The sequence below is a fragment of the Marinomonas ushuaiensis DSM 15871 genome (assembly GCF_000521805.1).
GTDB classification, from domain to species: domain Bacteria; phylum Pseudomonadota; class Gammaproteobacteria; order Pseudomonadales; family Marinomonadaceae; genus Marinomonas; species Marinomonas ushuaiensis.
The window spans coordinates 37,507-60,861 of record NZ_JAMB01000015.1 but is presented as its reverse complement, the minus strand read 5'-3'; the positions used below and the strand labels follow the sequence as shown (position 1 = coordinate 60,861).

Below are 23,355 nucleotides of genomic sequence, written 5' to 3'. Positions count from 1 at the left end.
AACAATGATTATTTTTTAGACAAAAGGGATTTTCGGTCAAAACTCACTTACGAATGAATGGTTTTGTAAGTCGTGATTTATCGCGACAGGTGGTTTCTTTTTCTGCCTGAAGGCCGACTTACTTCAGATAATGAAAACTTCTTTTTCAACGGCAGATCACGGTCGTGCCTCCCTCATACTGCCCTACAGGAGGCAAGAAAAAATTTCATCATTCGTAATGAAACATATTACAAATGTGTCTGCGATTTCATACACCTTTGATTGCCTGATTACGCCTCGTTCCTCGTCTAATCAGACCTACTTTAGATAATGAAAACTCCGTTTTCAACGGCAGATCACGGTCGTGCCTCCCTCATGCAGCTCTACGAATCAGGTGTTTTTAGTCTGTGGTACAGGCATAAAAAAAGCCCCATTAAGTTTCGTTAGAAAAATAATGGGGCGAATTAGCCTCACTTTTAACAACTCTCTTCCACTCTTAACAAAAACAAAGCTAATGGGGAACTGGTGTGGTGGCTTCACGTAGCTGTTTTCGGTGTTCTACAAATTCTTTGGTCAGTGAATAGTGCCCTTGCTCTGTATAAGCAAGTGCTCCTCTATTAATTAACGCTTCTAAGGTTTTTGGTAAAACCTTCTGTCGACGCTTTCCTTTGATAAAATAATATTGATCGTCTAGTTGAATCAATTCAAAACCAGACTCTAAATAACCAACACATAAGTTTTGAGTTGGCGTTAATTTGAGTTTCATAATACCCCTCGCATGCCGTCTCTTTATTTGATCGTTTAGTTAACTATAGACTCTTTTTCCAAAAAGAATAATTTTGCACACCTAAGATTACAAAAATAAAAAAAGGGGGGAGGCTATCAGCCTCCCCCCTTTCACTATTCACATTCATCAGTGCAGCAATCGTTTACTCAGCAAATACGACTGTCTTGTTGCCATGCACTAAAACACGGTCTTCAAGGTGATAACGCAAACCTCGGGATAAGACTAATTTTTCGATGTCTTTCCCTAAACGCACCATGTCTTCTGCCGCATGGCTATGACGTACACGGATTACGTCTTGCTCAATAATTGGACCAGCATCTAAATCAGCGGTGACGTAATGACACGTCGCGCCGATCAATTTCACACCGCGAACAGCCGCTTGATGGTATGGCTTAGCGCCAATGAAAGAAGGTAAGAAACTATGGTGAATATTGATCACTTGATGGCGATATTTCTCACATAGAAACTCAGGAAATATCTGCATGTATCGAGCTAATACTATGGTGTCTGCACCGGTCTGATCAATACACGCTTCTATCTCTTGGAAGGCAGGCATTTTATTTTCTTTCGGTACAGGAATACAAAAGTAAGGGATTTTATACCACTCAACCATAGAGCGAAGGTTTTCATGGTTTGCAATCACGCCTACGATGTCACAGTTCAATTCGCCTGTGTGCCAGCGGTGCATAATATCGTTAAGGCAATGGGATTCTTTGGTTGCCAATAACACCACTTTAGGACGATCTTCACTGTCTTTCACATACCAGCGCATTTCGTATTCGTCAGCGATGGCTTGGAATTCTTCGCGAAAGGTTTCTACATCGACAGTTAAACTTTCTGCGTCGATTTCATGACGCATGAAGAACCATTTTTGCCCAACATCTGTGTGGTGGCTGGCTTCAATAATAGAACCAGAGCGTTCATTCAGAAATTGACTGACCGCTGCAACAATCCCCACTCTGTCGGGGCAACTAATAACAAGTCGGAATGTTTTTCTCATGATGAAACTTATAACCTTTTAAAAATCAGTATTTTAAATATTTTTGGTACTGATATCTCAATTCAGAAAATTGTATTTGATTGAGATTTCAATTCCCTATTTTCGCTTTATAAGATAACACTGATGAATTTTAGTGTTACGCGCAAAATCAAGATCGAGTGTTTGCTCGGTAATATTTTTAATATTGAATTCTTCCACTAAATCTTCATCTAGGATGAAACGTCGGTAATTATTCGAGAAAATCAACTCCCCACCGCGATCTAATCTCGCTACGGCTAAGCGAATTAACTCGCCATGATCTCTCTGAATATCGAGTACATCTGCCATTTTTTTCGAGTTAGAAAAGGTTGGTGGATCCATGAAAATCAAATCAAATTTTTCGCGGCTTTCTTTTAACCATTCAATACAATCAGCACGCTCTACCACATGATCACGACTAGAGAACTCATTCAGTTCAATATTACGGCGTGCCCATTCCGTATAAGTATTCGACATATCGATACTTAACGTTGTGCGTGCGCCGCCTTGTCCTGCATGAACAGACGCGGTGCCTGTGTAACAAAATAGGTTTAAGAATCGCGCGCGGTTGGCTTTATCTTGAATCAGTTTACGCACTGGTCTGTGATCGAGAAACAAACCGGTATCCAAGTAATCTTTAAGATTCACAATGAAATCACAACCGTATTCTTCGACGATCATTTCATGTTTGGATTGATCCAGCTTTTCGTATTGTTCTTTACCTGATTGTCTTACGCGATGTTTTACCACGACGTTAGATTCAGGAATATTCAATGACGACGGAATGGCAGACACGGCTTCATATAAACGTTGTTTGGCTTTTTCTGGATCAACACTCTTTGGCGCTTGGTATTCTTGAACATGCGCCCAGGTTCCATAAATGTCGATCGCCACGGCGTATTCAGGCATATCTGCGTCGTATACTCGGTAACATTGGATCTTGTTTTTATCGACCCATTTTTTCATTTTCTTGGCGTTTTTCTGCAGGCGGTTTGCGAACATTTGAGCGCCTGGAGACATCACAGATTGCGCGACAACGTCTTCTTTTATGCTGCCCGCTAACAATGGAAAAATGTACGCTCGACATTCAATGCCGCCGTTAATTACACGAGTGCTTTTCTCTGGGCGAACAGGGATTTGACGCGCTAACTGATCGTTGCTGGTCAGCATCATAAACTGCCAACCACGAGCGTGTGTGACCACCCACTCGCCAAGTTCACGATACAAAGCGATCAAGGTCATTTCATCGCCAATACGCTCACCGTAAGGTGGGTTACAAATCACTAACCCTGGTAATTCTGGATTGATATCAAACTCGTGCTCTTGGAATGGCGTCATGGCAACATCGATAATACCCACCATGCCTGCGCGTTTAATACTTTCACGAGAGGCGGCAATCGCTCGCTGATCTCTGTCCGTACCTTGAAAGCGTAATCCCAACTCAACAGCGTCTCTTTTACGGTTTTTCGCAAAATCCATTAACTGCTGCCACATACGGTGATCATGCTGTTTCCAGCCTTTGAATCCCCAATATTGACGACCTAAACCTGGTGCAATGTCCAACGACATCATCGCGGCTTCCACCAAGAAGGTTCCCGACCCACACATTGGGTCGATCAATTGTGTTAAACCGCAGTCTTTGCCCCAGCCTGCTCGCAACAACAAGCCAGCCGCAAGGTTTTCTTTTAACGGTGCCATGCTGCCCTGTTGACGATAACCACGGCGATGCATACTTTCGCCTGATAAGTCGATACTGACCGTGACAACTTCACGTTTAATACGTAAGGCGATGCGCACATCAGGTTGGTTTTTTTCGACGCTTGGACGTTCACCCGATAACTCAACAAAGTAATCAGCAATCGCATCTTTGGCGCGAACAGCACCAAATTGGGTATTACGGATGGACTGGTTTGTACCATGACAATCAATCGCAATCGTATTGGTTGCGCTCATGTGATCAATCCATGGAATGGCTTTTATTGCGTCATATAAATCATCAGCGGAATCGATTTTGAAATTGGCAATTGGCAACATCACTCGAGTAGCTACACGAGACCAAAGACACGCTTTGTACATGCCTTCTAAATCTGTGGTTAATTTAACCTGCCCTTCACCAAAACGAGTTTTGGTTAAACCTTCGCTATGCAGTTCTTTTTCTAAGACATTCTCTAATCCTAAAGGACAGGTTATTTCTAATGCGTAAACCTGATTTTCTGAATCAGTTGTCTGTAATATTGAGCTCATTTTTAAATTACTTTTTTAAATTCAATGGGAGACTTCATTCCGGCGTCGCGGGAAAAAGCCTCAATGGATATTCAACAAATAAAGAAGGCGACAACTATCCTGTCACAGGGGCTATTTCGCCTTCTTCACAGCGCATCAAAATTAGACGCGCTGCTTTTAATTCAATCTTTTTAAATACCTAAATCACGTTCTCGGTAATAGGCATCTGTACTGGCAATGGCTTCTTTTATCAGCTCTGGGCCTTGATAAATAAAGCCGGTATAAATTTGAACTAAACTCGCACCAGCCTGCAGTTTCTCAACAGCATCTAGACCGCTTGAAATACCGCCCACACCAATAATTGGCAATGTACCTTTTAAATGCTCAGCAAGTACTTTTACAACATGAGTTGAAGCATCACGCACTGGCGCGCCACTTAGGCCACCGGCTTCTTCTTCAAACTGATGACCAATAACAGCATCACGAGACAAGGTTGTATTGGTGGCAATAATACCATCAACACCCTGCTCTACCAGCGTATCTGACACTAATTTAATTTCATCGTCTGTCATATCTGGCGCAATTTTCACGGCCAATGGAACACGTTTACCCTGCTCCGCTTCATAGCGATCACGTGCTTCGATCAATGGCGCAATTAATTGTGCAAGGCTTTCGCCAAACTGCAAACTACGCAACCCCGGTGTATTAGGTGAACTGATGTTCGCAGTAATGTAATCCGCATAAGGAATGACAGAGGTTAAGCAGGCTAAATAATCGGCCGCAGCCTCTTCAACCGATGTGGTCAGGTTTTTTCCAATATTGACACCCAAAATGCCAGGGTAACGATGAGATTTAATACGAGAAACAAGATGATCAATACCTTTATTATTAAATCCCATGCGATTGATAATGGCTTCGTGTTCTGGCAAACGGAATAAACGTGGTTTTGGGTTCCCCGCTTGGCCTTTTGGCGTCACAGTACCCACTTCAACAAAACCAAAACCCAATGCGCCTAATGCTTCAAACGCATCGGCGTTTTTATCCAAACCTGCCGCCAAACCGACTGCATTAGGAAAGCGCAAGCCCATTACATCGACCGGTTTGGTTGATGGTAATCCACCTAGTAATTTATTCAAGCCCAATCGACTGCTTGCAGCAAGAAGATCTAATGACAATTCATGAGATACTTCAGGGTCCAATTTAAAAAGTAATGAACGAGCAAGGTTGTACATATAATAAGGCTCCTAGGTGTTTTAGTCAGGCTGACGCTTTATCAAAGCAATGCTATCTAAGCTGAGTGACGCCAATTAGTTTATTCATATCATCAAATTCTACTTCAAACACACCATTAATACCCTGATGTGTTACAAAACGCTGAAAAGCAGTTAAAGGTAGCTGAACTTTGCGACCATCCAAGCTGCTTGCCACTAAATTTTTTGCAGAACCTGCATACATAGCTTCATATTTAAATGCGGGCAAGGCCACACTTAATACAACTTTTGCCATTTTTCATTCCTATGCTTACGCTACTCTTACAGACGTTACTCTGTGCGTAAAGATTTGAATCCGATAAGATGAAGGTTATTATATTGCGTTGACACTTTTTTTGACAGAAGTATAAGGAATCTAGGTTCGATGGTAGCTGTAATTGAACAACTAAAAGACCACTTAAACCGTGCCATTATTGGCCAACCGGATTTAACCCATGAATTACTTGTCGCTTTAATCGCCAATGGCCATGTTCTGTTAGAAGGGCCGCCGGGTATTGCCAAGACAACCGCCGCAAAAGCCCTCGCCAATGCAATAGACAGCCGTTTCCAACGGATTCAGTTTACTCCTGACTTATTACCTGGCGATGTGACTGGCTCCGATATTTATCAACAAGAAACGGGCGAATTCAGCTTTATCCCAGGCCCAATAATGAACGACATCGTACTTGCTGACGAAATAAACCGAGCGCCAGCAAAAGTGCAATCTGCCTTATTGGAAGCCATGGGTGAAAACCAAGTCACTGTGGGTAATCACAGTTATGCCTTGTCACCTCTGTTTTTTGTCATCGCAACTCAAAATCCAATTGAACAAGAAGGTACTTATCCTTTACCAGAAGCGCAACTTGATCGCTTCATGTTGAAAATCAATCTTGGCTATCCAAGTGCCGCCAGTGAACTGGAAGTCCTTCGATTAGTCAGACAACAAGATCTGCACAAAGCATCCACTCCAAGTACTTCACAACCACTGTGCAAGCCAAGCGATATTCTTGAACTGCAACAGAAAGCCTTGTCTTTATATATGTCAGAAAGTGTCGAGCAATATATTGTGCAATTGGTTATGGCAACAAGAAAGCCAGAGCTTTACCTTGGTGATGCTGGCAAGGGAACGAACTTAATTGAATTTGGCGCCAGCCCTCGTGGCACGCTTGCTTTAGATCGTTGTGCCCGCGCTAATGCCCTATTGAATGGTAGAGACTTTGTGACGCCAGATGATGTTCGTCAGATTGCATTACCCGTTTTACGCCATCGCATCATCACTACGTTTGAAGCACAAGCCGCGGGATTATCGGTCGATGATTTATTAAAACGATTAATCAGTCACGTTCCGGCACTATAACTGAGAGAGAGTAACATCATGAGTCCACTACTCTCTCCCGTTTCACCGGAGCTAGATGAAGCACATTTTGCACTCTTGGCCCATTATGCAAAACATTTGGGGCGAGCCCCCAAAGCCATTCGTTTTGCAATAAACGCTGGCGAACGTCGATCTCGCCAAAAAGGCCACGGCATGGAAATGCTAGAACTTCGTGCCTATCAAGCAAGTGACGATTTGAGACACATTGATTGGCGTGTTACTGCTCGCACAGGTCAGGCGCATACTCGGCTTTATGCTCAAGAGAACGACCATCAAAGGTTACTGCTAGTTGATCTGTCCAACCATGCCTATTTTGGCACTCGCCATACCTTTATTTCAACTCGCTTGATTCAGCTCGCAGGCATTATTGCGTGGCGATCAAAACAACAAGGCGATACCTTGTCTTACCGTTTAAGTTATGGCGAAAAAGAATACGCTAGCAACAAACAAGGCATGCTTCCAAACTTCCTTCATCAATTACAAGACGCCTCGTTGTTAGAAAACAGAGCTCAAAACATGAAGAAAAACAGCGTTTGGGCTCACTCTCAACTGACTGCCAAGGCGCATAATAAAGATGTCATTATACTGACAGATAAACAGAGTTGGAGTGATGTTGAAGAAAGCGCGTTAATGCAACTTGCTAGACATAATTCTGTTCATTGGATTCAAATCATTGACAGTAATGCTTATAACTTGCCGGTTGGTCAATATCAAATGGCGGATCAAAATGGCATTCAGCGAGTCAGTATCAGCAAAAAAACCATGGAACACGCTAAGACAGCCTTCGTTGAACAAAACACGTTAATGCGCAAAAAATTGGCCACCATTGGCATTCGTCATCAATTATTTGATTTGACCGAATCTCCTGAAAAAATTGCTCGATATTTACTTTCTCAAGGAGCATTACGCTAATGCCTTCAGGTCAAACACAGGCAACAACAATGAATTTGCCTAATGAAGCGTATTTACTGCCCCAATCCATACCAATGTGGCCACCTGTTTGGTGGACTTGGCTGCTTCTTGCTTTGCTTATTTTACTTATTGGTGTCTTTATTTTTTATCGCTATCGACGTTATAAAAAACGAACCTATCGTCGTGAAGCTCTAACAGCTGTCACAAAATCAACCGATGATTTATCTGACAAAGAATGCATCTTACTTTGCCATGAAATTATTCGTCGCTGCTTAATAAGTGAAAACAAAACAGAAATGGCCGCCCTACCCAGCACCTTACTGTTGGAAAAAATAGACCGAACCATGCCAAAAAAATATCAATTTTCTTTATTGGGCGACACATTTTTTGATGGCCCTTATCGCCACAGTGTTGAATTAACACCAGAACAACGAAGTGCGATGATCAAAACAACACGCTATTGGATAAGGAAGCACCATGCTTGAATTAACCTGGCCTTGGTTTTTACTTCTCACCCCTCTTCCTTTGGCGATGATTTTTCTTCCAAAAGCTAAGCCAAAAGGAAATGGCATTTGGTGGATGCACACCGAACAATTGATTCACAATCAAGATATGAAAGCAGCATCTGGTCGTTTTCAATTAGGTTTTTTGTGTCTAGCTCTATCGTGGGTTTTACTCGTTCTGGCCATGACAAAACCAGTTTGGTTAGGCGAACCGACAAAAGTTGTCCCATCAGGACGGGATTTGCTAATCGCACTGGATTTGTCTGGCAGCATGCAAGTAGCAGACATGGCACTTAATAATCAGTCAGCAAACCGATTAGAAGCGGCAAAATCAGTATTGTCAGATTTCATTGAAGAACGTCGCGGCGACCGTATTGGCATCATTGTCTTTGGCTCTAAAGCCTATTTACAAGCCCCGCTTAGCTTCGATACCAAGACCATTAATCAACTCGTCCAAGAAGCACAAATCGGCTTTGCCGGAGAACAAACCGCAATTGGGGATGCCATTGGATTAGGCATTAAAAGATTAGAAGACAAGCCATCAGATAAAAAAGTTTTAATTCTTATGACAGATGGCGCCAACACCGCAGGTCGTGTCCAACCAGAACAAGCCGCGACCTTTGCCGCCTCACAAGATGTGCGCATACACACTATCGGCATTGGTGCTGACAGCATGTTAGTACAAAGTTTTTTTGGCTCAAAGGTCGTCAATCCATCAAGCGATTTAGATGAAACGCTACTTAAAAACATAGCAGCGCAAACCGGTGGCGAATATTTTCGAGCAAAGAGCACTGACGATCTGAGAGCGATTTATCAAACACTCGACACGTTAGAACCAACCCCTGCAGAAGACATTTGGCAGCGCCCTTTAACCAGCCTTTTTCATTGGCTGGGCCTTGGCGCCATCGCTTTTCTTGGTTTGGCATTACTGTCGAATAGAGAAGTAATTTGGCGTAAAGGAGGCTCTCATGATGCTGTTTGATCTCATCCATTTTGAGCGACCTTATTGGTTATTTTTTATTCCAGTCACCTTATTGATTGCTTTTTTACTCAATACCAAGGCATCTCAAAAGAATGCACTAGATAAAACCGTAGACGCAAATCTGCTCAAACATTTGGAATACAAAAACACGTCAAACAATACAAATAAATCGTTAGGGTTGACGGCCATTATATTGTGCTGGATTGGATTGGCTGGCATTAGCTGGACAAAAGCTCCGACAGAAATGTTTGAAAGCACACAAAAAACCGTACTGGTCGTCGATCAATCTCTTTCTATGTATGCGACGGACATTCAGCCAAACCGTCAGACACAGCTGAAACAAACGGTTCGAGATATCCTTGAGCAAACAAAAGAAGGTGACATTGCCTTGATCGCTTTTGCTGGAGAGGGTTTTGTTATCAGCCCCTTTAGCCAAGACAGAGAAACCATTACTCACTTCCTGTTAGCGCTCGACCCTATCATTATGCCTTCGTATGGCAGTAATTTAAGCAGTGGTGTTGAAACTGCATTGTCACTTAATCAAGATACAACAAACCCTTTACACCTTATTATTTTAACCGATGATTTAAGCGAACAAGACAAACAGCAAATCCCCTCTTTGCTGAAAGGAGCGAACATACAACTTGATGTGATCGCTGTAGGAACACCAAACGCTTCAGTGATCAAGCTTCCTGATGGTCAAATCATGAGACAGAATGGAAGAAACGTTGTCGCCACAACACCTATCGATGATATAGAAGCCTTTACCAAGTCATTAGGAGGTCAATTTTATCAAGGTCGTTTAACCGTAAATGATATCAATAAGATTACTAACGCATCCTTGGATAATCAGCAAACTCAGAAATCTCAAAACAAAAGTATGCATTGGCAAGAACAAGGTCACTGGTTTGCCTTACCGTTTCTGTTCTGGCTCGCATTTCAGTTCAGAAGAGGCATGTTATTTATAGTGCTAGTTGGTGTATTTACTCTTCCTTCAGAAAAGTCCTTTGCATCACCTTTAGATTGGTTTTTAACCCCAGATCAAAAAGGTCAAAAAGCGGCCGACCAAGACGACTGGCAAACAGCAGATCAGTATTTCACTCAACCTGATTGGAAAGCGGCTTCCTCTTACGCTTTAAAAAACTACCAAGCAACCATAGATTCGCTTGAAAACATTGAAAGGAATGCCTCTGAAAACTACAACCTAGGCAATGCTTTTGCATTATCTGGAAACACACAAAAAGCCATCGAAGCTTATGAAAAAGCATTAGAGCAAGACTCGACTCTTGTCGTCGCCAAAGAAAATCTCGATTTTTTGAAGAAACAAGAAGAAGAGCAAAACAAACAAAAAAATAAAGAGAACCAAGACTCTCAAAATCAGAACCAAGGCGACAATCAAAACGAGAACCAAGACAAACAAGAGCAACCATCAGACCCTGATGACAAAAACGAGTCAAAAGATCCTTCTGAATCAAAAAAAGACAATAAAAAGAACGAAAAAGAAGACAAAGAGAAATCACCGAAGGATAATAAGCAAAAAGATGATTCAGAAAACGACGCAAAAACAAAAGAAGCGGCCGAAAGCACTCTCGACAAAGAAAAAGCCCAAGCTCTGAATCAATGGCTAAGACAAATTCAAGACGATCCTGGATTATTACTGCAACGTAAACTCTGGTATCTGCACCAAGAAAAACGCAACGAAAGTCAATTTACCCAAGAGGATAGGCCAAACCCATGGTAATAAAGCAATTTTTCTATTTATTCATACAGAGAAGTCAGCCTATACGTTTACTTTCTTTTTTGATGACCATATTGCTTTCTATTTCACTCTCTAGCTCTCTCCACGCGGCAAGTGTTACAGCATCTCTCAATAAAAATGTCACAACCGAAAATGAAGTTGTGCAATTAACGTTACGAGCAGACTTTTCAGACACTGGAAGTGGCCCAGATTTAACACCATTACAACGTGATTTCGATGTATTAGGCAAAAGCCAAAACAGTCAATTTAGTTTCAATTTAGGGACAAGCACTGCCTTGAATTTCTGGGTAGTTTCGTTAATGCCAAAATCAGTGGGATCCGTAGAGATTCCGCCGATTAAAATAGGTAACCATGAGTCTCAACCTATTAGATTAACAGTAAAAAGCTCACCACAGTTATTAGACGGTAACGGCAACCCTCCTGTTATTATGAAAACAGAAGTGTCTGAAGTAGAGCCTTATTTACAACAAGAAGTCATTTTGAGTGTGGAACTCTACACTTCTGTCGCCTTACAAAATGCAAATCGCTCCGCGCCATCTCACCCTGACCTTGTCATTGAAAGATTAATTGATGATCAAGTAAATTATCAAACCATTAATGGTACGCAATATCAGGTAATTACACGAGAATATTTAGCCTTCCCGCAGCGCAGTGGTGTTCTCACCGTACCGCCACAAACTATACAAGCGATGATAAATACATCCACTGGCAGAAGAATGATTAAGGTTCAAAGTGAGCCTCTCAATCTTCAAGTACTGCCCATCCCAGCTAGCTATTCCAGTGATGTATGGCTACCTAGCTCAAACGTCACAGTATCGACTAAATTAGAAAAAACCAGTGATGCTCCTAGAATTGGAGACACGCTTATTTGGACAATCGACATAAAGGCAAAAGGTGCGCTTCCTGAGCAAATCCCTACTTTGGATTTTAATAGCACTCGTAACTACAAGCTATATCCAAAGCCACCTCAATTTAGCAATCAAAAAACATCGAATGGTGTTACTGGCAACCAAACCATTAGCGTTGAAGTGGTGCCAACAGAAGAAGGCACCCTGTCTCTTCCTGACATAAATATTGCCTATTGGGACACTGAAAAAAGAGCCATCCGTAATGCCAATGCTTCAACCGCAGACATCACGATTGGACCCTTGCCGAACAGTTCTGGCGAAGACGACAAAACAACAGAGAATACAGAAGTAAACAAAAAAACGATTAGCGATCCGCTTCCGGCGCAACCAAGATCTGTTGCACCCATTTCTTTAGCGAAAAAAACGGTCGATACGACAACAGCTCCAAACAATATAGAAATAGTTATGAATAGCTCTGATGATGGCTTTTCATTACGCCATTATCTCATCGCAGGACTGCTCGCGATTGCCTTGTCTATGTTAGGTCTTTGGCTCGCTATTTGGCTCAAGAAAAAGAAACCATTGCCTGAGTCCGAAGCTAGCGTTCCAACCTTGCAAGAGTTTGCACCACTTAGCACTCAAGACGAACAGAGCGCTTACATTGCATTACTAGAATCTTGCCAGCAAAACAGCCTTTCAACACTAAGACCGTGCCTTCTAGAATGGGCTCGCCATCGCTGGGGAGATAACGAAATCCATAGTGTAGATGACATCAAACGACTTACTTCTGTTCAAGTCACACAACTATTGATGGAAGCTGAGCTTATGCTTTACTCAAATAACCCTATTCATGAATGGCAAGGTAAACCTCTTGCCGATGCACTAGAAGAATACACCAGTGGACAAGAAAAACCGTCTCAAGAAAGCCAACTAAAAACACTTTACCCAAATTTTTAAAATAGAGATTAATAAAAGGATCTTCATGATGACATCATTTCAGTCGGGCATTATTCCAGAAGCATCAAGTGATGCTCTTTTTATTACGCTAAATATTAATTCGTCGAAGATCAATAAAATAAAAGACACATTAGCGGCGACACCTAAGCTGATTTCGGATATTCAAAGCCAATTCCCTGATGCAAGCTTACATGCGACAATCGGCATCAGCAGCCAAGCGTGGGATAAACTTGATGAAAAGCGCCCAATCCACCTTTCTCCTTTTCCACACATTAAAGGCAAAGAAGTAGAAATAGAACCAACAGATGTAGACCTTGTCTTGCACATCCGATCTTCTCGCCGCGATGCGACATACGAATTAGGAAATGCTCTTTATTCAGCATTTTCTGATAGCATATCTCTTGTAGAAGAAGTGAATTGCTTCAAATATCTTGATAACAGAGATTTAACTGGGTTTGTTGATGGCACAGAAAATCCAGAAGGTGAAAATCGTAAAAGCGTTGCTCTTGTAGGAGAAGAAGATCCAAACTTTAAAGACGGCTCTTATTTCAATCTGATGCGCTTTGTTCACGACTTAAGTAAATGGGAAAAGCAAGACCTGAAAACCCAAGAAGACACTTACGGCCGCACTAAAGAAGACAACGAAGAATACGCCTCTTCAGAAAAGTCTGTACATGCACACACGAAACGAACTTCCTTAAAAGATGAAAACGGACGCTCTATGGAAATTCTTCGTCAGAGCATCCCTTATGCTTCTTTAACTGAAAAAGGCTTAATGTTTGCCAGTTACAGTAAAACACCTACGATTTTCAATCTCATGCTAGAAAGCATGGTAAAAGGTGATGAGCACGGCAACACAGATCATTTAATGAAATACACAAGTGCTAAAACAGGACAAGCGTTTTTCGTCCCCGCTATCGAGTGGCTAAAAAGCCTATCAAGCAAGTGATTGAAAAACGCTTCTTTACCAAACTTTAAAGCAAAAAAAAGCCACTCAACGAGTGGCTTTTTTTATAAAACAAATATCTAGCTTATCGCTCAATATCTGCCTTACCGGTTAAAAAGTTTTGCTGCCCTTCTGTACTCAACGTCGCTTGAATTTGATTCAAGTATTGCTCGTAGGCAAGTTGTTGATCTTCAGGAACCTCTTCTGAACCAGTGCTTACCTTATTTAATCGAATCAAAGCCAAGTCACCGTTAGAAAGCCCTTTCACCTCAACGACTGGCACGCCTTCTTGAGGGTGAGCCAATGAGAAAGCCAAAGACGTTAATTCATCTTGACCGCGCTTAGCACTTTCTACAGAAGACCAAACTATACTCTGAGAATCTTTTGCGATTTCAGCTTTAGCTTTAAGTGACTCTAAGGCTTTATTCTGCACAACGATCGACGTAACTTGTTCTTTCGTTTCATCGTATGTCTGGAAAGACTCTGGCTTATGATCATTTAAATGAACAACAGCAACTTGATCATCACTTAACTCAATTAAATTACTATTTTGATTATCTTCCAAGACAGAAACATCAAACGCAGCAGCAATCACAACCGCATTACCAGTAATGTCATCAGTACCACCATCACGACCAAAATAAGCACTTTGAAGTACATCTACGCCATATTCTTTAGCAATAGCGTTCAATGTATCACTTGCGTAAGCAAGGTCTGTAATGTCTTCATGAGCCGTTAATAAGGCATCTCTTGCTTTTACTTCAAGCAATTGCTGTCTTAACTCTGCTTCTTTAGATGCAAAGCTTGGCGCATCCGATTTCACAATTTCATTCAGTTTAATCAAATGATAGCCAAATTGACTCTTAACCGATTTAACATCACCCACTTTCATTGAAAATAAAGTGTCGTCAAAATCTTCGTCAATCGTACCTTTAGTAAGGTAACCCAGATTACCTCCATCATTTTTTGAACCAATATCATCAGAGTATTGTGCCGCTAAATCAGAGAAGCTTTCACCAGCATTCAATTTAGCTTGAATTTCTTCAATGACGTTCTGAGCATCCTCATCGCTTTTATCAGATGTATCAATCTGAATATGAGCAGCCGATCTTTCTTCTTGCCCTAATGCAGAAGTAGAAGCGATATAAGCATCTTGTAATTCTGCATCAGTCACATTTACATCGTTATAAAAATCAGAACTAGAAACAACAACGTAATTTAACTTCACTTGCTCAGGCGTTTTGAAATTCTCTTTATTGGCTTCATAGTAAGCCTTTAGTTCATCATCAGACACGCTTGTGCTTTCAGATTCATCAGCCAAAGAAAAAGAAACATAGTCGTAAGATCTCTCTTGCGACTGAAGTTCAGACACATTGTTTACCTGATAAGGCAATACAAATTCAGAGCCGGCAATCGCGTTACGAGGCTGTTGAATTAAAACATCTTGCTTAATACGCTCTTTAAAAGAAAGCGGAGTAAGACTTAGAGAGCGGACAAAATTAAGGTATTTATTTTGGTCAAATTGACCGTTAGTTTGAAATTGCTCTGCCTGTAATAAATAAGCATCAACTTGAGCATCAGAAACACCTAGACCTAACTCTATAGCTTGATTCGCCAAAACAGCACGCTGAATCAATTCATCTAAAGCTCGGCGTTGCAATAAATTATCTTCCAATAATGCCGGATTAATTTGCCCACCCATTAATGAAATTAACTGACGACGTTGCGTTTCAGCGCCTTGCAAAACTTGAGTACGCGTAATTTCAACGCCATCAACTTCAGCAACAGTATCTGATGAAGTAAAGCTGTTAACTAAAGCATCTACACCGAATAGAGCAAAAGTCACAACGATAAAACCAACTATGATCTTTACCACAATGCCTTGTGACTTATCTCTGATATCTTGGAGCATTACTGCCTCCGAATGAATGAATTTAATGTCCAATAAAAAAGGTGCATTCCGCTTGGAATACACCTTTTGTGTCTAATGGCGGAACAGACGGGACTCGAACCCGCGACCCCCTGCGTGACAGGCAGGTATTCTAACCAACTGAACTACTGCTCCAAAAACATTAGTTTACAGCGTCTTTTAGACCTTTACCGGCTTTGAAGCCAGGAACTTTCGCTGCTTTAATTTGGATTTCCTCACCAGTTTGAGGATTACGGCCAGTACGTGCCGCACGTTCTTTAACTGCAAAAGTACCAAAACCAACTAGTGTAACCTGGTCACCTTTTGCCAACGCAGCTTCAATTGTTTTTAAAGTAGCATCAAGAGCGTTGCTTGCAGAAGCTTTAGATAGATCAGCAGACGCTGCGATAGCATCAATTAATTCAGATTTGTTCACGTTGTACCCCTTCAGTAAATTCGTGTTTCCATAAAATTTTTCGGATCAGTAAAATACCTACCGACATGACCGAGCCAGAAGTTATACAAGCCCAACCTAGTCCCTGTCAACACAGGATATGCCTTTAATGATGACTTACAGTCTCTTGTTCATCAACTGTTTTTTCACTTGAAGGTAAGGTTTCTACCTTTTTTGGTGAAGGAATATATTCTAAAGCGATATCAAGCACTTCATCAATCCATTTTACAGGAACGACGTCAATGTCTGCCTTGATATTATCAGGAATCTCTTTCAAATCACGAGCATTTTCTTGTGGAATAATAACTGTTTTTATTCCACCCCTGTGAGCAGCCAGAAGCTTCTCTTTGAGACCACCTATAGGTAGCACCTCTCCGCGCAGCGTAATCTCCCCAGTCATTGCCACAGAGGCCTTTACAGGGATTTTAGTTAGAACCGATACGATAGCAACACACATAGCCACACCAGCACTCGGCCCATCTTTTGGCGTCGCACCTTCAGGCACATGTAAATGAAGGTCGGTTTTTTCATGAAAATCTTCATCAATTCCTAGTCCAACTGCTCGACTTCTGACAACGGTTAAGGCAGCTTGAATAGACTCTTGCATCACATCACCAAGAGAACCTGTCTTGACATGTCGACCTTTACCGACAACGCCAGCGGCTTCAATGGTCAACAATTCACCACCAACAGAGGTCCAAGCCAAACCAGTAACCTGCCCAATTTGATTTTTTTCTTCTGCTTTTCCGTAACTAAATTTGTGAACACCGGAAAAATCTTCCAAATTAGCACCAGTAACCTCAACCGCTTTTGCTGTTTTTCCTTTACTTAGCGCCTGCTTTTTAACAACTCGACGACAAATTTTACTCAATTCTCGCTCTAAACCACGAACACCAGCTTCCCTTGTGTAGTAGCGAATGACATCCATGAGCGCGTCATCAGAAACCTGTATCTCAAGTTCTTTTAGACCTGCCAATTTGATTTGTTTAGGCAATAAATAACGCTTAGCGATATTCAATTTTTCGTCTTCCGTGTAACCAGGAATTCGAATAACTTCCATACGATCAAGCAATGGACCAGGAATATTCATACTGTTTGAAGTACAGATAAACATCACATCCGATAAATCATAATCCACCTCAAGATAATGATCGTTAAAGGTATGGTTTTGCTCAGGATCAAGAACTTCCAATAAAGCTGAAGCAGGATCACCGCGCTGATCCATCCCCATCTTGTCGATTTCATCTAATAAAAACAGCGGGTTCTTAACTTTTACTTTGGCTAACTTCTGTAGCAATTTACCCGGCATAGATCCTATATAAGTACGACGGTGACCTCGAATTTCAGCCTCATCACGCACACCACCTAAAGCCATACGCACATACTGGCGATTCACCGCTTTTGCTATCGATTGACCAAGAGAAGTTTTACCAACACCAGGAGGACCAACCAAACACAAAACTGGACCTTTCACTTTCTTCACTCGCTGCTGAACAGCAAGAAACTCTAAGATTCGCTCTTTAACATCCTGTAAACCGTAATGATCTTGATTCAAAACCTTTTCTGCATACGCCAAATCATTACGAACTTTACTGCGTTTTTTCCAAGGTAGACAAATCAACCAATCAATATAACCACGAACTACCGTTGCTTCTGCAGACATAGGCGACATCATTCGTAATTTTTTCAACTCTGCATCAGCTTTCTCTTTTGCTTCTTCCGACATACCGGCCTCAGCAATTTTTTCTTGAAGTAAATCTAGCTCGTTACCACCATCTTCCATATCGCCAAGTTCTTTTTGAATGGCTTTCATTTGTTCATTCAAATAGTACTCACGCTGGCTCTTTTCCATTTGTTTCTTAACGCGACTACGAATACTTTTTTCAAGATGGGCAATATCTAATTCACCATCCATCAAGCCAATTAAATACTCTCCTCGGCCTGTTAATGAGTCTATCTCTAAGACTTTTTGCTTGTCTTCTAACTTCAAGCTCATGTGGCCAGTAATATTGTCAATAAGCTTAGATAAATCATCTATAGATTTTAGCGACGCTACCACCTCTGCAGGAATACGTTTGCTACCAGCGACGTATTCATCCAATTGTTTTAGCAAAGCACTACGAATAGCACCATGCTCTGTTTGGTCTTCGCTTTGAAGGTCCAGTTCAACAACCTCTCCATAAACAAAACCTTCAGCGTCTTCCATACGATTCAATCGGGCGCGCTTACCACCTTCAACCAAAACCTTTACAGTGCCATCAGGTAGACGTAGTAATTGCATCACTTTTGCTGTTGTACCAATAGAGTAAAGATCATCTAAGCTAGGATCATCTTTAGATGCGTCTTGCTGAGCAACAAGAAAAACATATTTATCACCTTCCATTGCAGACTCTAATGCGGCAATGGATTTAGCGCGACCAACGAATAACGGCAACACCATATGGGGATACACAACCACATCTCGAAGTGGCAGCATTGGAAGGAGCAAAGAATCTGACATATTTTTTTCCAATCTGGGCGCAGTAAAAAACGCACTTTAAATTTCAATATTCAATAGAAAAGAGATAGGGGCGAAGCTCAAAATTACAAGCGCAATACGCATTTGATTTTAGTTTACACGGAACTATAGCTATAAAATTCAATAAAAAAGCCGAATAAAAGTAATAAAACTTAAATTCGGCTTTATATAGCTCAGAAAAAATTCATAAAGAATTAAGCTTTTTCCGCTACGTCTTCTTTTTCTAGCACCATTAATGGCGCAGATTCACCACGAATAGAAGCACCATCCATAACAACCTTAGACACGTCATTACGAGTAGGCAGCTCGTACATACAATCTAATAATGCAGATTCTAAAATACTACGCAAACCACGAGCACCCGTCTTACGCTCTAGCGCCAACTTAGCAGCTTCACGCAAGGACTCAGGTGTAAACTCTAAATCAACACCTTCAAGCTCAAACAAATGCTGATACTGTTTAACCAATGCATTTTTAGGTTGGCTCAAGATCGTCATCAATGCCTCTTCATCAAGCTCTGAAAGCGTTGCCACTACAGGCAAACGACCAACAAATTCTGGAATCAGACCAAATTTAACCAAATCTTCTGTCTCAACACGGTGAACTGCTTCAGAGAAGGACTTACCTTCGTCTTTGCTTTTCACTTTTGCAGAGAAACCGATACTGCTCTTCTCTGTTCTTTCACTGATAACACGCTCTAAACCAGCGAACGCACCACCACAAATAAACAGAATATTAGATGTATCAACCTGCAGAAATTCTTGCTGAGGATGCTTACGACCACCCTGAGGAGGAACAGAAGCAACAGTACCTTCAATTAGCTTAAGTAGTGCTTGCTGCACACCTTCACCAGATACATCCCGAGTAATAGATGGATTGTCAGATTTTCTAGAAATCTTATCTATTTCATCAATATAAACGATACCACGCTGCGCTTTATCAACATCGTAGTCACAGCTTTGCAGTAATTTCTGAATGATGTTTTCAACATCTTCACCAACGTAACCGGCTTCTGTTAACGTCGTAGCATCTGCAATAGTAAAAGGCACATCAAGAACACGAGCAAGCGTCTGAGCAAGCAATGTTTTACCACTACCTGTAGGACCAATTAGCAAAATATTACTTTTGCCAAGCTCGATACTCGTATCTGTTTTGCCTTGATGACGAAGTCGCTTGTAGTGATTATAAACCGCAACAGCCAAGACTCGTTTCGCTTTATCTTGACCAATAACATAATCATCAAGTGCTGCACTCAACTTTGATGGTGTAGGCAACTCATCGTCGACTTCACTATCAGCATCAAGCTGTGACAATTCTTGAATAATAATGTTGTTACATAAATCCACGCACTCATTGCAGATATAAACTGAAGGACCTGCAATAAGCTTCTTTACTTCGTCCTGACTTTTTCCACAAAAAGAACAGTACAATAACCGATCAGAGTGGTCGCCACGGTTAATATTATCATCCGACATTTATTCCACCCTTTTATTAAACTTCTCGTTTCAACAGAATTTCATCAATCAAACCATACTCTTTTGCCGTTTCTGGATTCATGAAGTTATCACGATCAGTATCTAGGGCAACTTGCTCAATAGGCTTACCTGTATGAGAAGATATAATTTCATTTAATTTATGCTTGATACTTAAAATTTCACGTGTATGAATTTCAATATCAGAAGCTTGCCCCTGATATCCGCCTAATGGCTGGTGAATCATAACGCGTGAATTTGGTAAACAGTAACGTTTACCAGCAGCTCCTGCAGTTAATAACAAAGCACCCATACTTGCCGCCTGACCGATACACATAGTACTAACATCTGGCTTAATAAATTGCATAGTATCATAAATAGACATACCCGCCGTGACAGAGCCACCAGGAGAGTTGATGTATAAATGAATGTCTTTATCTGGATTTTCTGACTCTAAAAACAACAGCTGAGCCACAACTAAGTTAGCCATATGGTCTTCAACTTGACCAACTAAGAAAATCACTCGCTCTTTCAATAAGCGAGAATAAATATCGAACGACCTTTCTCCGCGAGCCGTTTGCTCAATAACCATTGGAACAAGGCCATTGCTCGTAATCGCAACAGGACCGGTAGTTGGGTTCGTTAAATTCATACTGTGTTCCTTCAAAAAAAGCCTTTAAAAAAGCCTTAAAACAAAAAAGCCGACATAGCATATGCTATGTCGACCTTATTTAAAAAGATAAGACGAGTCTTATGCTTCTTCCCCAGCCTCTTCAGCTTGGGCATTTGGCTTGATAGCGTCTTCATACCCTAAAGTTACTTCAGTAACTTGAGCAGATTCTAACAGTTTATCAACAACTTGCTCTTCAAGTACAGCAGATTGCACTTGAGATAGTTGCTCTTTGTTCTTCAAGTAGAAATCGATAACTTGCTGTGGTTCTTGATAAGCTTGAGCCATATCTTCTAAGAAAGCACGAACTCGATCATCATCAACTTTTAATTCTTCTTTCTTGATCACTTCAGAAATCAACAAACCAAGTTTAGCGCGTTTTTTCGCTTCGTCTTGGAATAATTCAGCTGGTAACTGAGAAGCATCAAAACCTTCACCACCAAACTGACTAGCCGCTTGCTTACGCAGAGCATCAACTTCTTGATCAATCAAACCAGAAGGAACTTCTACTTCATTGATAGATAATAGACCGTCAAACAAAGCATTTTTCAATTTAGCTTTAACTGCTTGGTTAAGCTCACGCTCCATGTTTTTACGTACTTCTGCACGTAAACCATCAATCGTTGCTTCTTCTAGGCCGAATTTCTCAACAAATGCATCATCCAATTCTGGAAGCACTTGCTCTGCCACTTCAGATACAGTGATCTTAAAGCTAGCTTCTTGTCCTTTTAGGTTCTCAGCTTGATAATCATCTGGGAAAGTCACAGAGATTGTACGCTCTTCACCTACTTTAGCGCCTAAAATGCCAGATTCAAAACCAGGAATCATGGTGTTAGAACCAAGCACTAGTTTATGATCCTGTGCAGCACCACCTTCAAACGCTTCATCGCCTAAATAGCCAACAAAATCGATTGTTACTTGGTCGCCATCAGCAGATGCACGCTCAACAGCAGTCCAGTCTGCATTTTGCTTACGCAAAGTTTCTAGCATAACATCAAGATCAGCATCTGTTACATCAGAGATAACACGCTCAACTTTGATCGCTGAGTTATCAGCTAAAGTAACTTCTGGGTAAACTTCTACTTTAACAACGAACTCAAGATCAGCGCCTTCAGCGAAGTTCTTTGGTTCAATTGAAGGCATTCCAGCAGGTTGGATTGATTCTTTTTGAATCGCCTCAACATAAGCATCACGCATGATCTGCTCAACAGCATCCATACGAATACCTTGACCATAGCGTTTTTTCACAACACTAACAGGCACTTTACCTTTACGAAAACCATCGATACGAATTGTTTTCGCTGTTTTCGCTACTTCAGAACTTACTTTTTCGTCAACACGGGCAGCTGGAACACTAATTGTTAGAACGCGCTCGATTGGAGACGTTGTCTCTACAGAAACTTGCATAAAACTTCCTCTCGGGAACTTGCTTTAATTTGTTGGCAATCTCTCGTCATTAACAAGACATTCATTCAATTGCAGCCAACAAGACCTAATAAAAATTTAATTAAAGTAATGGACTGAAATGGTGCTCCGTACTGGATTCGAACCAGTGACCTACCGCTTAGAAGGCGGTTGCTCTATCCAACTGAGCTAACGGAACTAATGTCATTACATTTCATTTGGTGGGCTATTATAGGGATGGAATAGCAATCGTCAACCAATAGACATAAAAAAGCCCAGTAAACTGGGCTAAAATGACTATTTGCAACTAAGGAACCGAGAACAGCTAAATTTCACTGCCTCTTCAGTACAAATATCACAAAAGGAACAAGACGAATAATACAAGTCAAGATGAGTAACTGCAAGCAAAACGCACCATAAAAACAATCATTGCACTGTGTTTGTGCAATTCATATAACAAAAGCAGTACGAAGAAGTTTTTATAATCTATTTTAAGCTGTGATATCGTAGGGCTTTACTCAATAACGCGATAAAAACATGCCTGAACGCCTAACTTATCTGTATCTTATCTTTAAACGATATGGAAATTTAACCATTACCCGCTTCAAACATAGCAATCTTTCACAGAGAGCAGCACAATTAACGCTATCAAGCTTACTTGCTGCTGTGCCGATTATTACAATCATACTTGGCATCTTGAGCTTCACGCCCACTTTAGAGGCAATGCAAACCCAATTATTTCAGCTTATTGAACAACATCTTGCACCAGGCTCAAGCGATGAAGTTTTACCATACTTAATTAAATTTTCCACACAAACAAAAAACCTCCCCATCGCAGGAGTAATTGCCCTTTTCCTAACGGCTTTATTGTTGCTCAATAGCTTTGAAAGCAGCGTTCAAGCAATATGGGAAATCAAAATAAGACGAAAAATCAGAGAGCGATTATTAACTTACTGGGCCATACTTACTCTTGGCCCTATTCTCTTTGCCACATCATTAAGCCTGTACGGAACATTAATATCCATGCAGATACAAAATACCGACACTCACCTTTGGCTAAACAATCTACTAGAATTGGGAACCATTACACTGTATTTTCTAATGCTCCTCACTTTAAATTTTTTAACCCCAAATGCTGACGTTTCACTAAAATGGGCAGCGATATCTGCTTTAGCTGGCAGTCTAGGACTTTACATTCTTAACACCCTATTCGGTTCATTTGCTCAATTTTTTACCAGCTATCAAATTGTCTATGGGGCATTTGCAGCAATACCTATATTTCTTGTTTGGCTACAAACATCTTGGTTAATTGTTCTCGCTTCAATTTGTCTTTGCGCCACACTGCACAACATAAAAACTTAGCATCTGGTCAAGATTAATGTAAAATCG

Annotated in this window: 19 protein-coding genes and 2 tRNA genes; 8 read left to right on the top strand and 13 right to left on the bottom strand. The window is 41.1% G+C overall.

The window, feature by feature from the left end; translation table 11 throughout:
• Positions 1–490: 490 nt before the first annotated feature.
• The 5 genes from MUS1_RS13870 to MUS1_RS13850 all read right to left on the bottom strand — a co-directional run bounded on the left by MUS1_RS13870 (position 491) and on the right by MUS1_RS13850 (position 5,513).
• On the bottom strand, positions 491–745 hold the full coding sequence (locus MUS1_RS13870; RefSeq protein WP_036163520.1) for a hypothetical protein: 255 nt from the start codon (positions 743–745) through the stop codon (positions 491–493).
• Between the two features lie 163 nt (positions 746–908).
• The gene (purU, locus tag MUS1_RS13865) at positions 909–1,766 is read right to left on the bottom strand and encodes a formyltetrahydrofolate deformylase (RefSeq protein WP_036163519.1); all 858 of its coding nucleotides are present in this window, start codon (positions 1,764–1,766) and stop codon (positions 909–911) included.
• A 96-nt stretch (positions 1,767–1,862) separates the two neighbouring features.
• Positions 1,863–4,028, bottom strand: a complete 2,166-nt coding sequence (gene rlmKL / locus MUS1_RS13860) for a bifunctional 23S rRNA (guanine(2069)-N(7))-methyltransferase RlmK/23S rRNA (guanine(2445)-N(2))-methyltransferase RlmL (RefSeq protein ID WP_036163517.1) — start codon at positions 4,026–4,028, stop codon at positions 1,863–1,865.
• Between the two features lie 170 nt (positions 4,029–4,198).
• On the bottom strand, positions 4,199–5,239 hold the full coding sequence (locus tag MUS1_RS13855; protein WP_036163516.1) for a quinone-dependent dihydroorotate dehydrogenase: 1,041 nt from the start codon (positions 5,237–5,239) through the stop codon (positions 4,199–4,201).
• 52 nt (positions 5,240–5,291) lie between these two features.
• A complete protein-coding gene (locus MUS1_RS13850) occupies positions 5,292–5,513 on the bottom strand; it encodes a DUF2835 family protein (RefSeq protein ID WP_036163515.1) in 222 nt (73 codons plus the stop codon).
• Positions 5,514–5,642: 129 nt separating this feature from the next.
• Here MUS1_RS13850 and MUS1_RS13845 point away from each other — a divergent pair, with 129 nt between their 5' ends.
• Genes MUS1_RS13845 through MUS1_RS13815 form a run of 7 tightly spaced genes read left to right on the top strand, consistent with a single transcriptional unit; the run spans position 5,643 to position 13,542 of the window.
• Complete coding sequence (locus MUS1_RS13845; RefSeq protein ID WP_036163514.1) at positions 5,643–6,614, top strand: AAA family ATPase; 972 nt, start codon at positions 5,643–5,645, stop codon at positions 6,612–6,614.
• Positions 6,615–6,632: 18 nt separating this feature from the next.
• Complete coding sequence (locus tag MUS1_RS13840; RefSeq protein ID WP_036163512.1) at positions 6,633–7,544, top strand: DUF58 domain-containing protein; 912 nt, start codon at positions 6,633–6,635, stop codon at positions 7,542–7,544.
• Positions 7,544–8,029: a DUF4381 family protein gene (locus tag MUS1_RS13835; protein WP_036163510.1), complete on the top strand. Its 486-nt coding sequence runs from the start codon at positions 7,544–7,546 to the stop codon at positions 8,027–8,029. Before MUS1_RS13840 ends, MUS1_RS13835 begins: the two co-directional genes overlap by 1 nt.
• Positions 8,022–9,029 (top strand): VWA domain-containing protein, encoded by a 1,008-nt coding sequence (locus MUS1_RS13830; RefSeq protein WP_036163509.1) that lies wholly within the window; start codon positions 8,022–8,024, stop codon positions 9,027–9,029. Before MUS1_RS13835 ends, MUS1_RS13830 begins: the two co-directional genes overlap by 8 nt.
• Positions 9,016–10,770, top strand: coding sequence for a VWA domain-containing protein (locus MUS1_RS13825; RefSeq protein WP_036163507.1), 1,755 nt, complete (start codon positions 9,016–9,018; stop codon positions 10,768–10,770). The genes MUS1_RS13830 and MUS1_RS13825 overlap by 14 nt, the downstream gene beginning before the upstream one ends.
• Positions 10,764–12,593 (top strand): BatD family protein, encoded by a 1,830-nt coding sequence (locus tag MUS1_RS13820; RefSeq protein WP_036163505.1) that lies wholly within the window; start codon positions 10,764–10,766, stop codon positions 12,591–12,593. The genes MUS1_RS13825 and MUS1_RS13820 overlap by 7 nt, the downstream gene beginning before the upstream one ends.
• A gap of 25 nt (positions 12,594–12,618) precedes the next feature.
• The gene (locus MUS1_RS13815; RefSeq protein ID WP_036163504.1) at positions 12,619–13,542 is read left to right on the top strand and encodes a Dyp-type peroxidase; all 924 of its coding nucleotides are present in this window, start codon (positions 12,619–12,621) and stop codon (positions 13,540–13,542) included.
• A gap of 82 nt (positions 13,543–13,624) precedes the next feature.
• Here MUS1_RS13815 and MUS1_RS13810 read toward each other — a convergent pair whose 3' ends face one another.
• From MUS1_RS13810 to MUS1_RS13775, 8 genes are all read right to left on the bottom strand, one after another.
• Positions 13,625–15,451 (bottom strand): SurA N-terminal domain-containing protein, encoded by a 1,827-nt coding sequence (locus MUS1_RS13810; protein ID WP_036163502.1) that lies wholly within the window; start codon positions 15,449–15,451, stop codon positions 13,625–13,627.
• A 76-nt stretch (positions 15,452–15,527) separates the two neighbouring features.
• A tRNA-Asp gene (locus MUS1_RS13805) sits at positions 15,528–15,604 on the bottom strand.
• Positions 15,605–15,611: 7 nt separating this feature from the next.
• Positions 15,612–15,884 (bottom strand): HU family DNA-binding protein, encoded by a 273-nt coding sequence (locus MUS1_RS13800; protein ID WP_036163501.1) that lies wholly within the window; start codon positions 15,882–15,884, stop codon positions 15,612–15,614.
• Between the two features lie 124 nt (positions 15,885–16,008).
• Positions 16,009–18,402: an endopeptidase La gene (lon, locus tag MUS1_RS13795; protein ID WP_036163500.1), complete on the bottom strand. Its 2,394-nt coding sequence runs from the start codon at positions 18,400–18,402 to the stop codon at positions 16,009–16,011.
• A 212-nt stretch (positions 18,403–18,614) separates the two neighbouring features.
• Positions 18,615–19,895 (bottom strand): ATP-dependent protease ATP-binding subunit ClpX, encoded by a 1,281-nt coding sequence (gene clpX, locus MUS1_RS13790; RefSeq protein WP_036163499.1) that lies wholly within the window; start codon positions 19,893–19,895, stop codon positions 18,615–18,617.
• 16 nt (positions 19,896–19,911) lie between these two features.
• Complete coding sequence (gene clpP, locus MUS1_RS13785) at positions 19,912–20,544, bottom strand: ATP-dependent Clp endopeptidase proteolytic subunit ClpP (protein ID WP_051436295.1); 633 nt, start codon at positions 20,542–20,544, stop codon at positions 19,912–19,914.
• Between the two features lie 99 nt (positions 20,545–20,643).
• Entirely contained in the window at positions 20,644–21,969 is a 1,326-nt protein-coding gene (gene tig, locus MUS1_RS13780) for a trigger factor (protein WP_036163498.1), read from the bottom strand.
• Positions 21,970–22,088: 119 nt separating this feature from the next.
• Positions 22,089–22,165: transfer RNA gene (locus tag MUS1_RS13775), tRNA-Arg, on the bottom strand.
• Positions 22,166–22,503: 338 nt separating this feature from the next.
• Here MUS1_RS13775 and MUS1_RS13770 point away from each other — a divergent pair.
• Entirely contained in the window at positions 22,504–23,328 is an 825-nt protein-coding gene (locus MUS1_RS13770) for a YihY family inner membrane protein (RefSeq protein ID WP_036163496.1), read from the top strand.
• The last annotated feature ends 27 nt before the right edge of the window (positions 23,329–23,355 follow it).

Bases quoted from the DNA above. Each gene is read 5' to 3' on its own strand.
- MUS1_RS13850 (WP_036163515.1), bottom strand. From the start codon at position 5,513: ATGGCAAAAGTTGTATTAAGTGTGGCCTTGCCCGCATTTAAATATGAA.
- MUS1_RS13845 (WP_036163514.1), top strand. From the start codon at position 5,643: ATGGTAGCTGTAATTGAACAACTAAAAGACCACTTAAACCGTGCCATT.
- purU (WP_036163519.1), bottom strand. From the start codon at position 1,766: ATGAGAAAAACATTCCGACTTGTTATTAGTTGCCCCGACAGAGTGGGG.
- MUS1_RS13810 (WP_036163502.1), bottom strand. From the start codon at position 15,451: ATGCTCCAAGATATCAGAGATAAGTCACAAGGCATTGTGGTAAAGATC.
- MUS1_RS13870 (WP_036163520.1), bottom strand. From the start codon at position 745: ATGAAACTCAAATTAACGCCAACTCAAAACTTATGTGTTGGTTATTTA.
- MUS1_RS13840 (WP_036163512.1), top strand. From the start codon at position 6,633: ATGAGTCCACTACTCTCTCCCGTTTCACCGGAGCTAGATGAAGCACAT.
- tig (WP_036163498.1), bottom strand. From the start codon at position 21,969: ATGCAAGTTTCTGTAGAGACAACGTCTCCAATCGAGCGCGTTCTAACA.
- lon (WP_036163500.1), bottom strand. From the start codon at position 18,402: ATGTCAGATTCTTTGCTCCTTCCAATGCTGCCACTTCGAGATGTGGTT.
- MUS1_RS13855 (WP_036163516.1), bottom strand. From the start codon at position 5,239: ATGTACAACCTTGCTCGTTCATTACTTTTTAAATTGGACCCTGAAGTA.
- clpX (WP_036163499.1), bottom strand. From the start codon at position 19,895: ATGTCGGATGATAATATTAACCGTGGCGACCACTCTGATCGGTTATTG.
- MUS1_RS13820 (WP_036163505.1), top strand. From the start codon at position 10,764: ATGGTAATAAAGCAATTTTTCTATTTATTCATACAGAGAAGTCAGCCT.
- MUS1_RS13815 (WP_036163504.1), top strand. From the start codon at position 12,619: ATGATGACATCATTTCAGTCGGGCATTATTCCAGAAGCATCAAGTGAT.
- MUS1_RS13830 (WP_036163509.1), top strand. From the start codon at position 8,022: ATGCTTGAATTAACCTGGCCTTGGTTTTTACTTCTCACCCCTCTTCCT.
- clpP (WP_051436295.1), bottom strand. From the start codon at position 20,544: ATGAATTTAACGAACCCAACTACCGGTCCTGTTGCGATTACGAGCAAT.
- MUS1_RS13835 (WP_036163510.1), top strand. From the start codon at position 7,544: ATGCCTTCAGGTCAAACACAGGCAACAACAATGAATTTGCCTAATGAA.
- MUS1_RS13770 (WP_036163496.1), top strand. From the start codon at position 22,504: ATGCCTGAACGCCTAACTTATCTGTATCTTATCTTTAAACGATATGGA.
- MUS1_RS13825 (WP_036163507.1), top strand. From the start codon at position 9,016: ATGATGCTGTTTGATCTCATCCATTTTGAGCGACCTTATTGGTTATTT.
- rlmKL (WP_036163517.1), bottom strand. From the start codon at position 4,028: ATGAGCTCAATATTACAGACAACTGATTCAGAAAATCAGGTTTACGCA.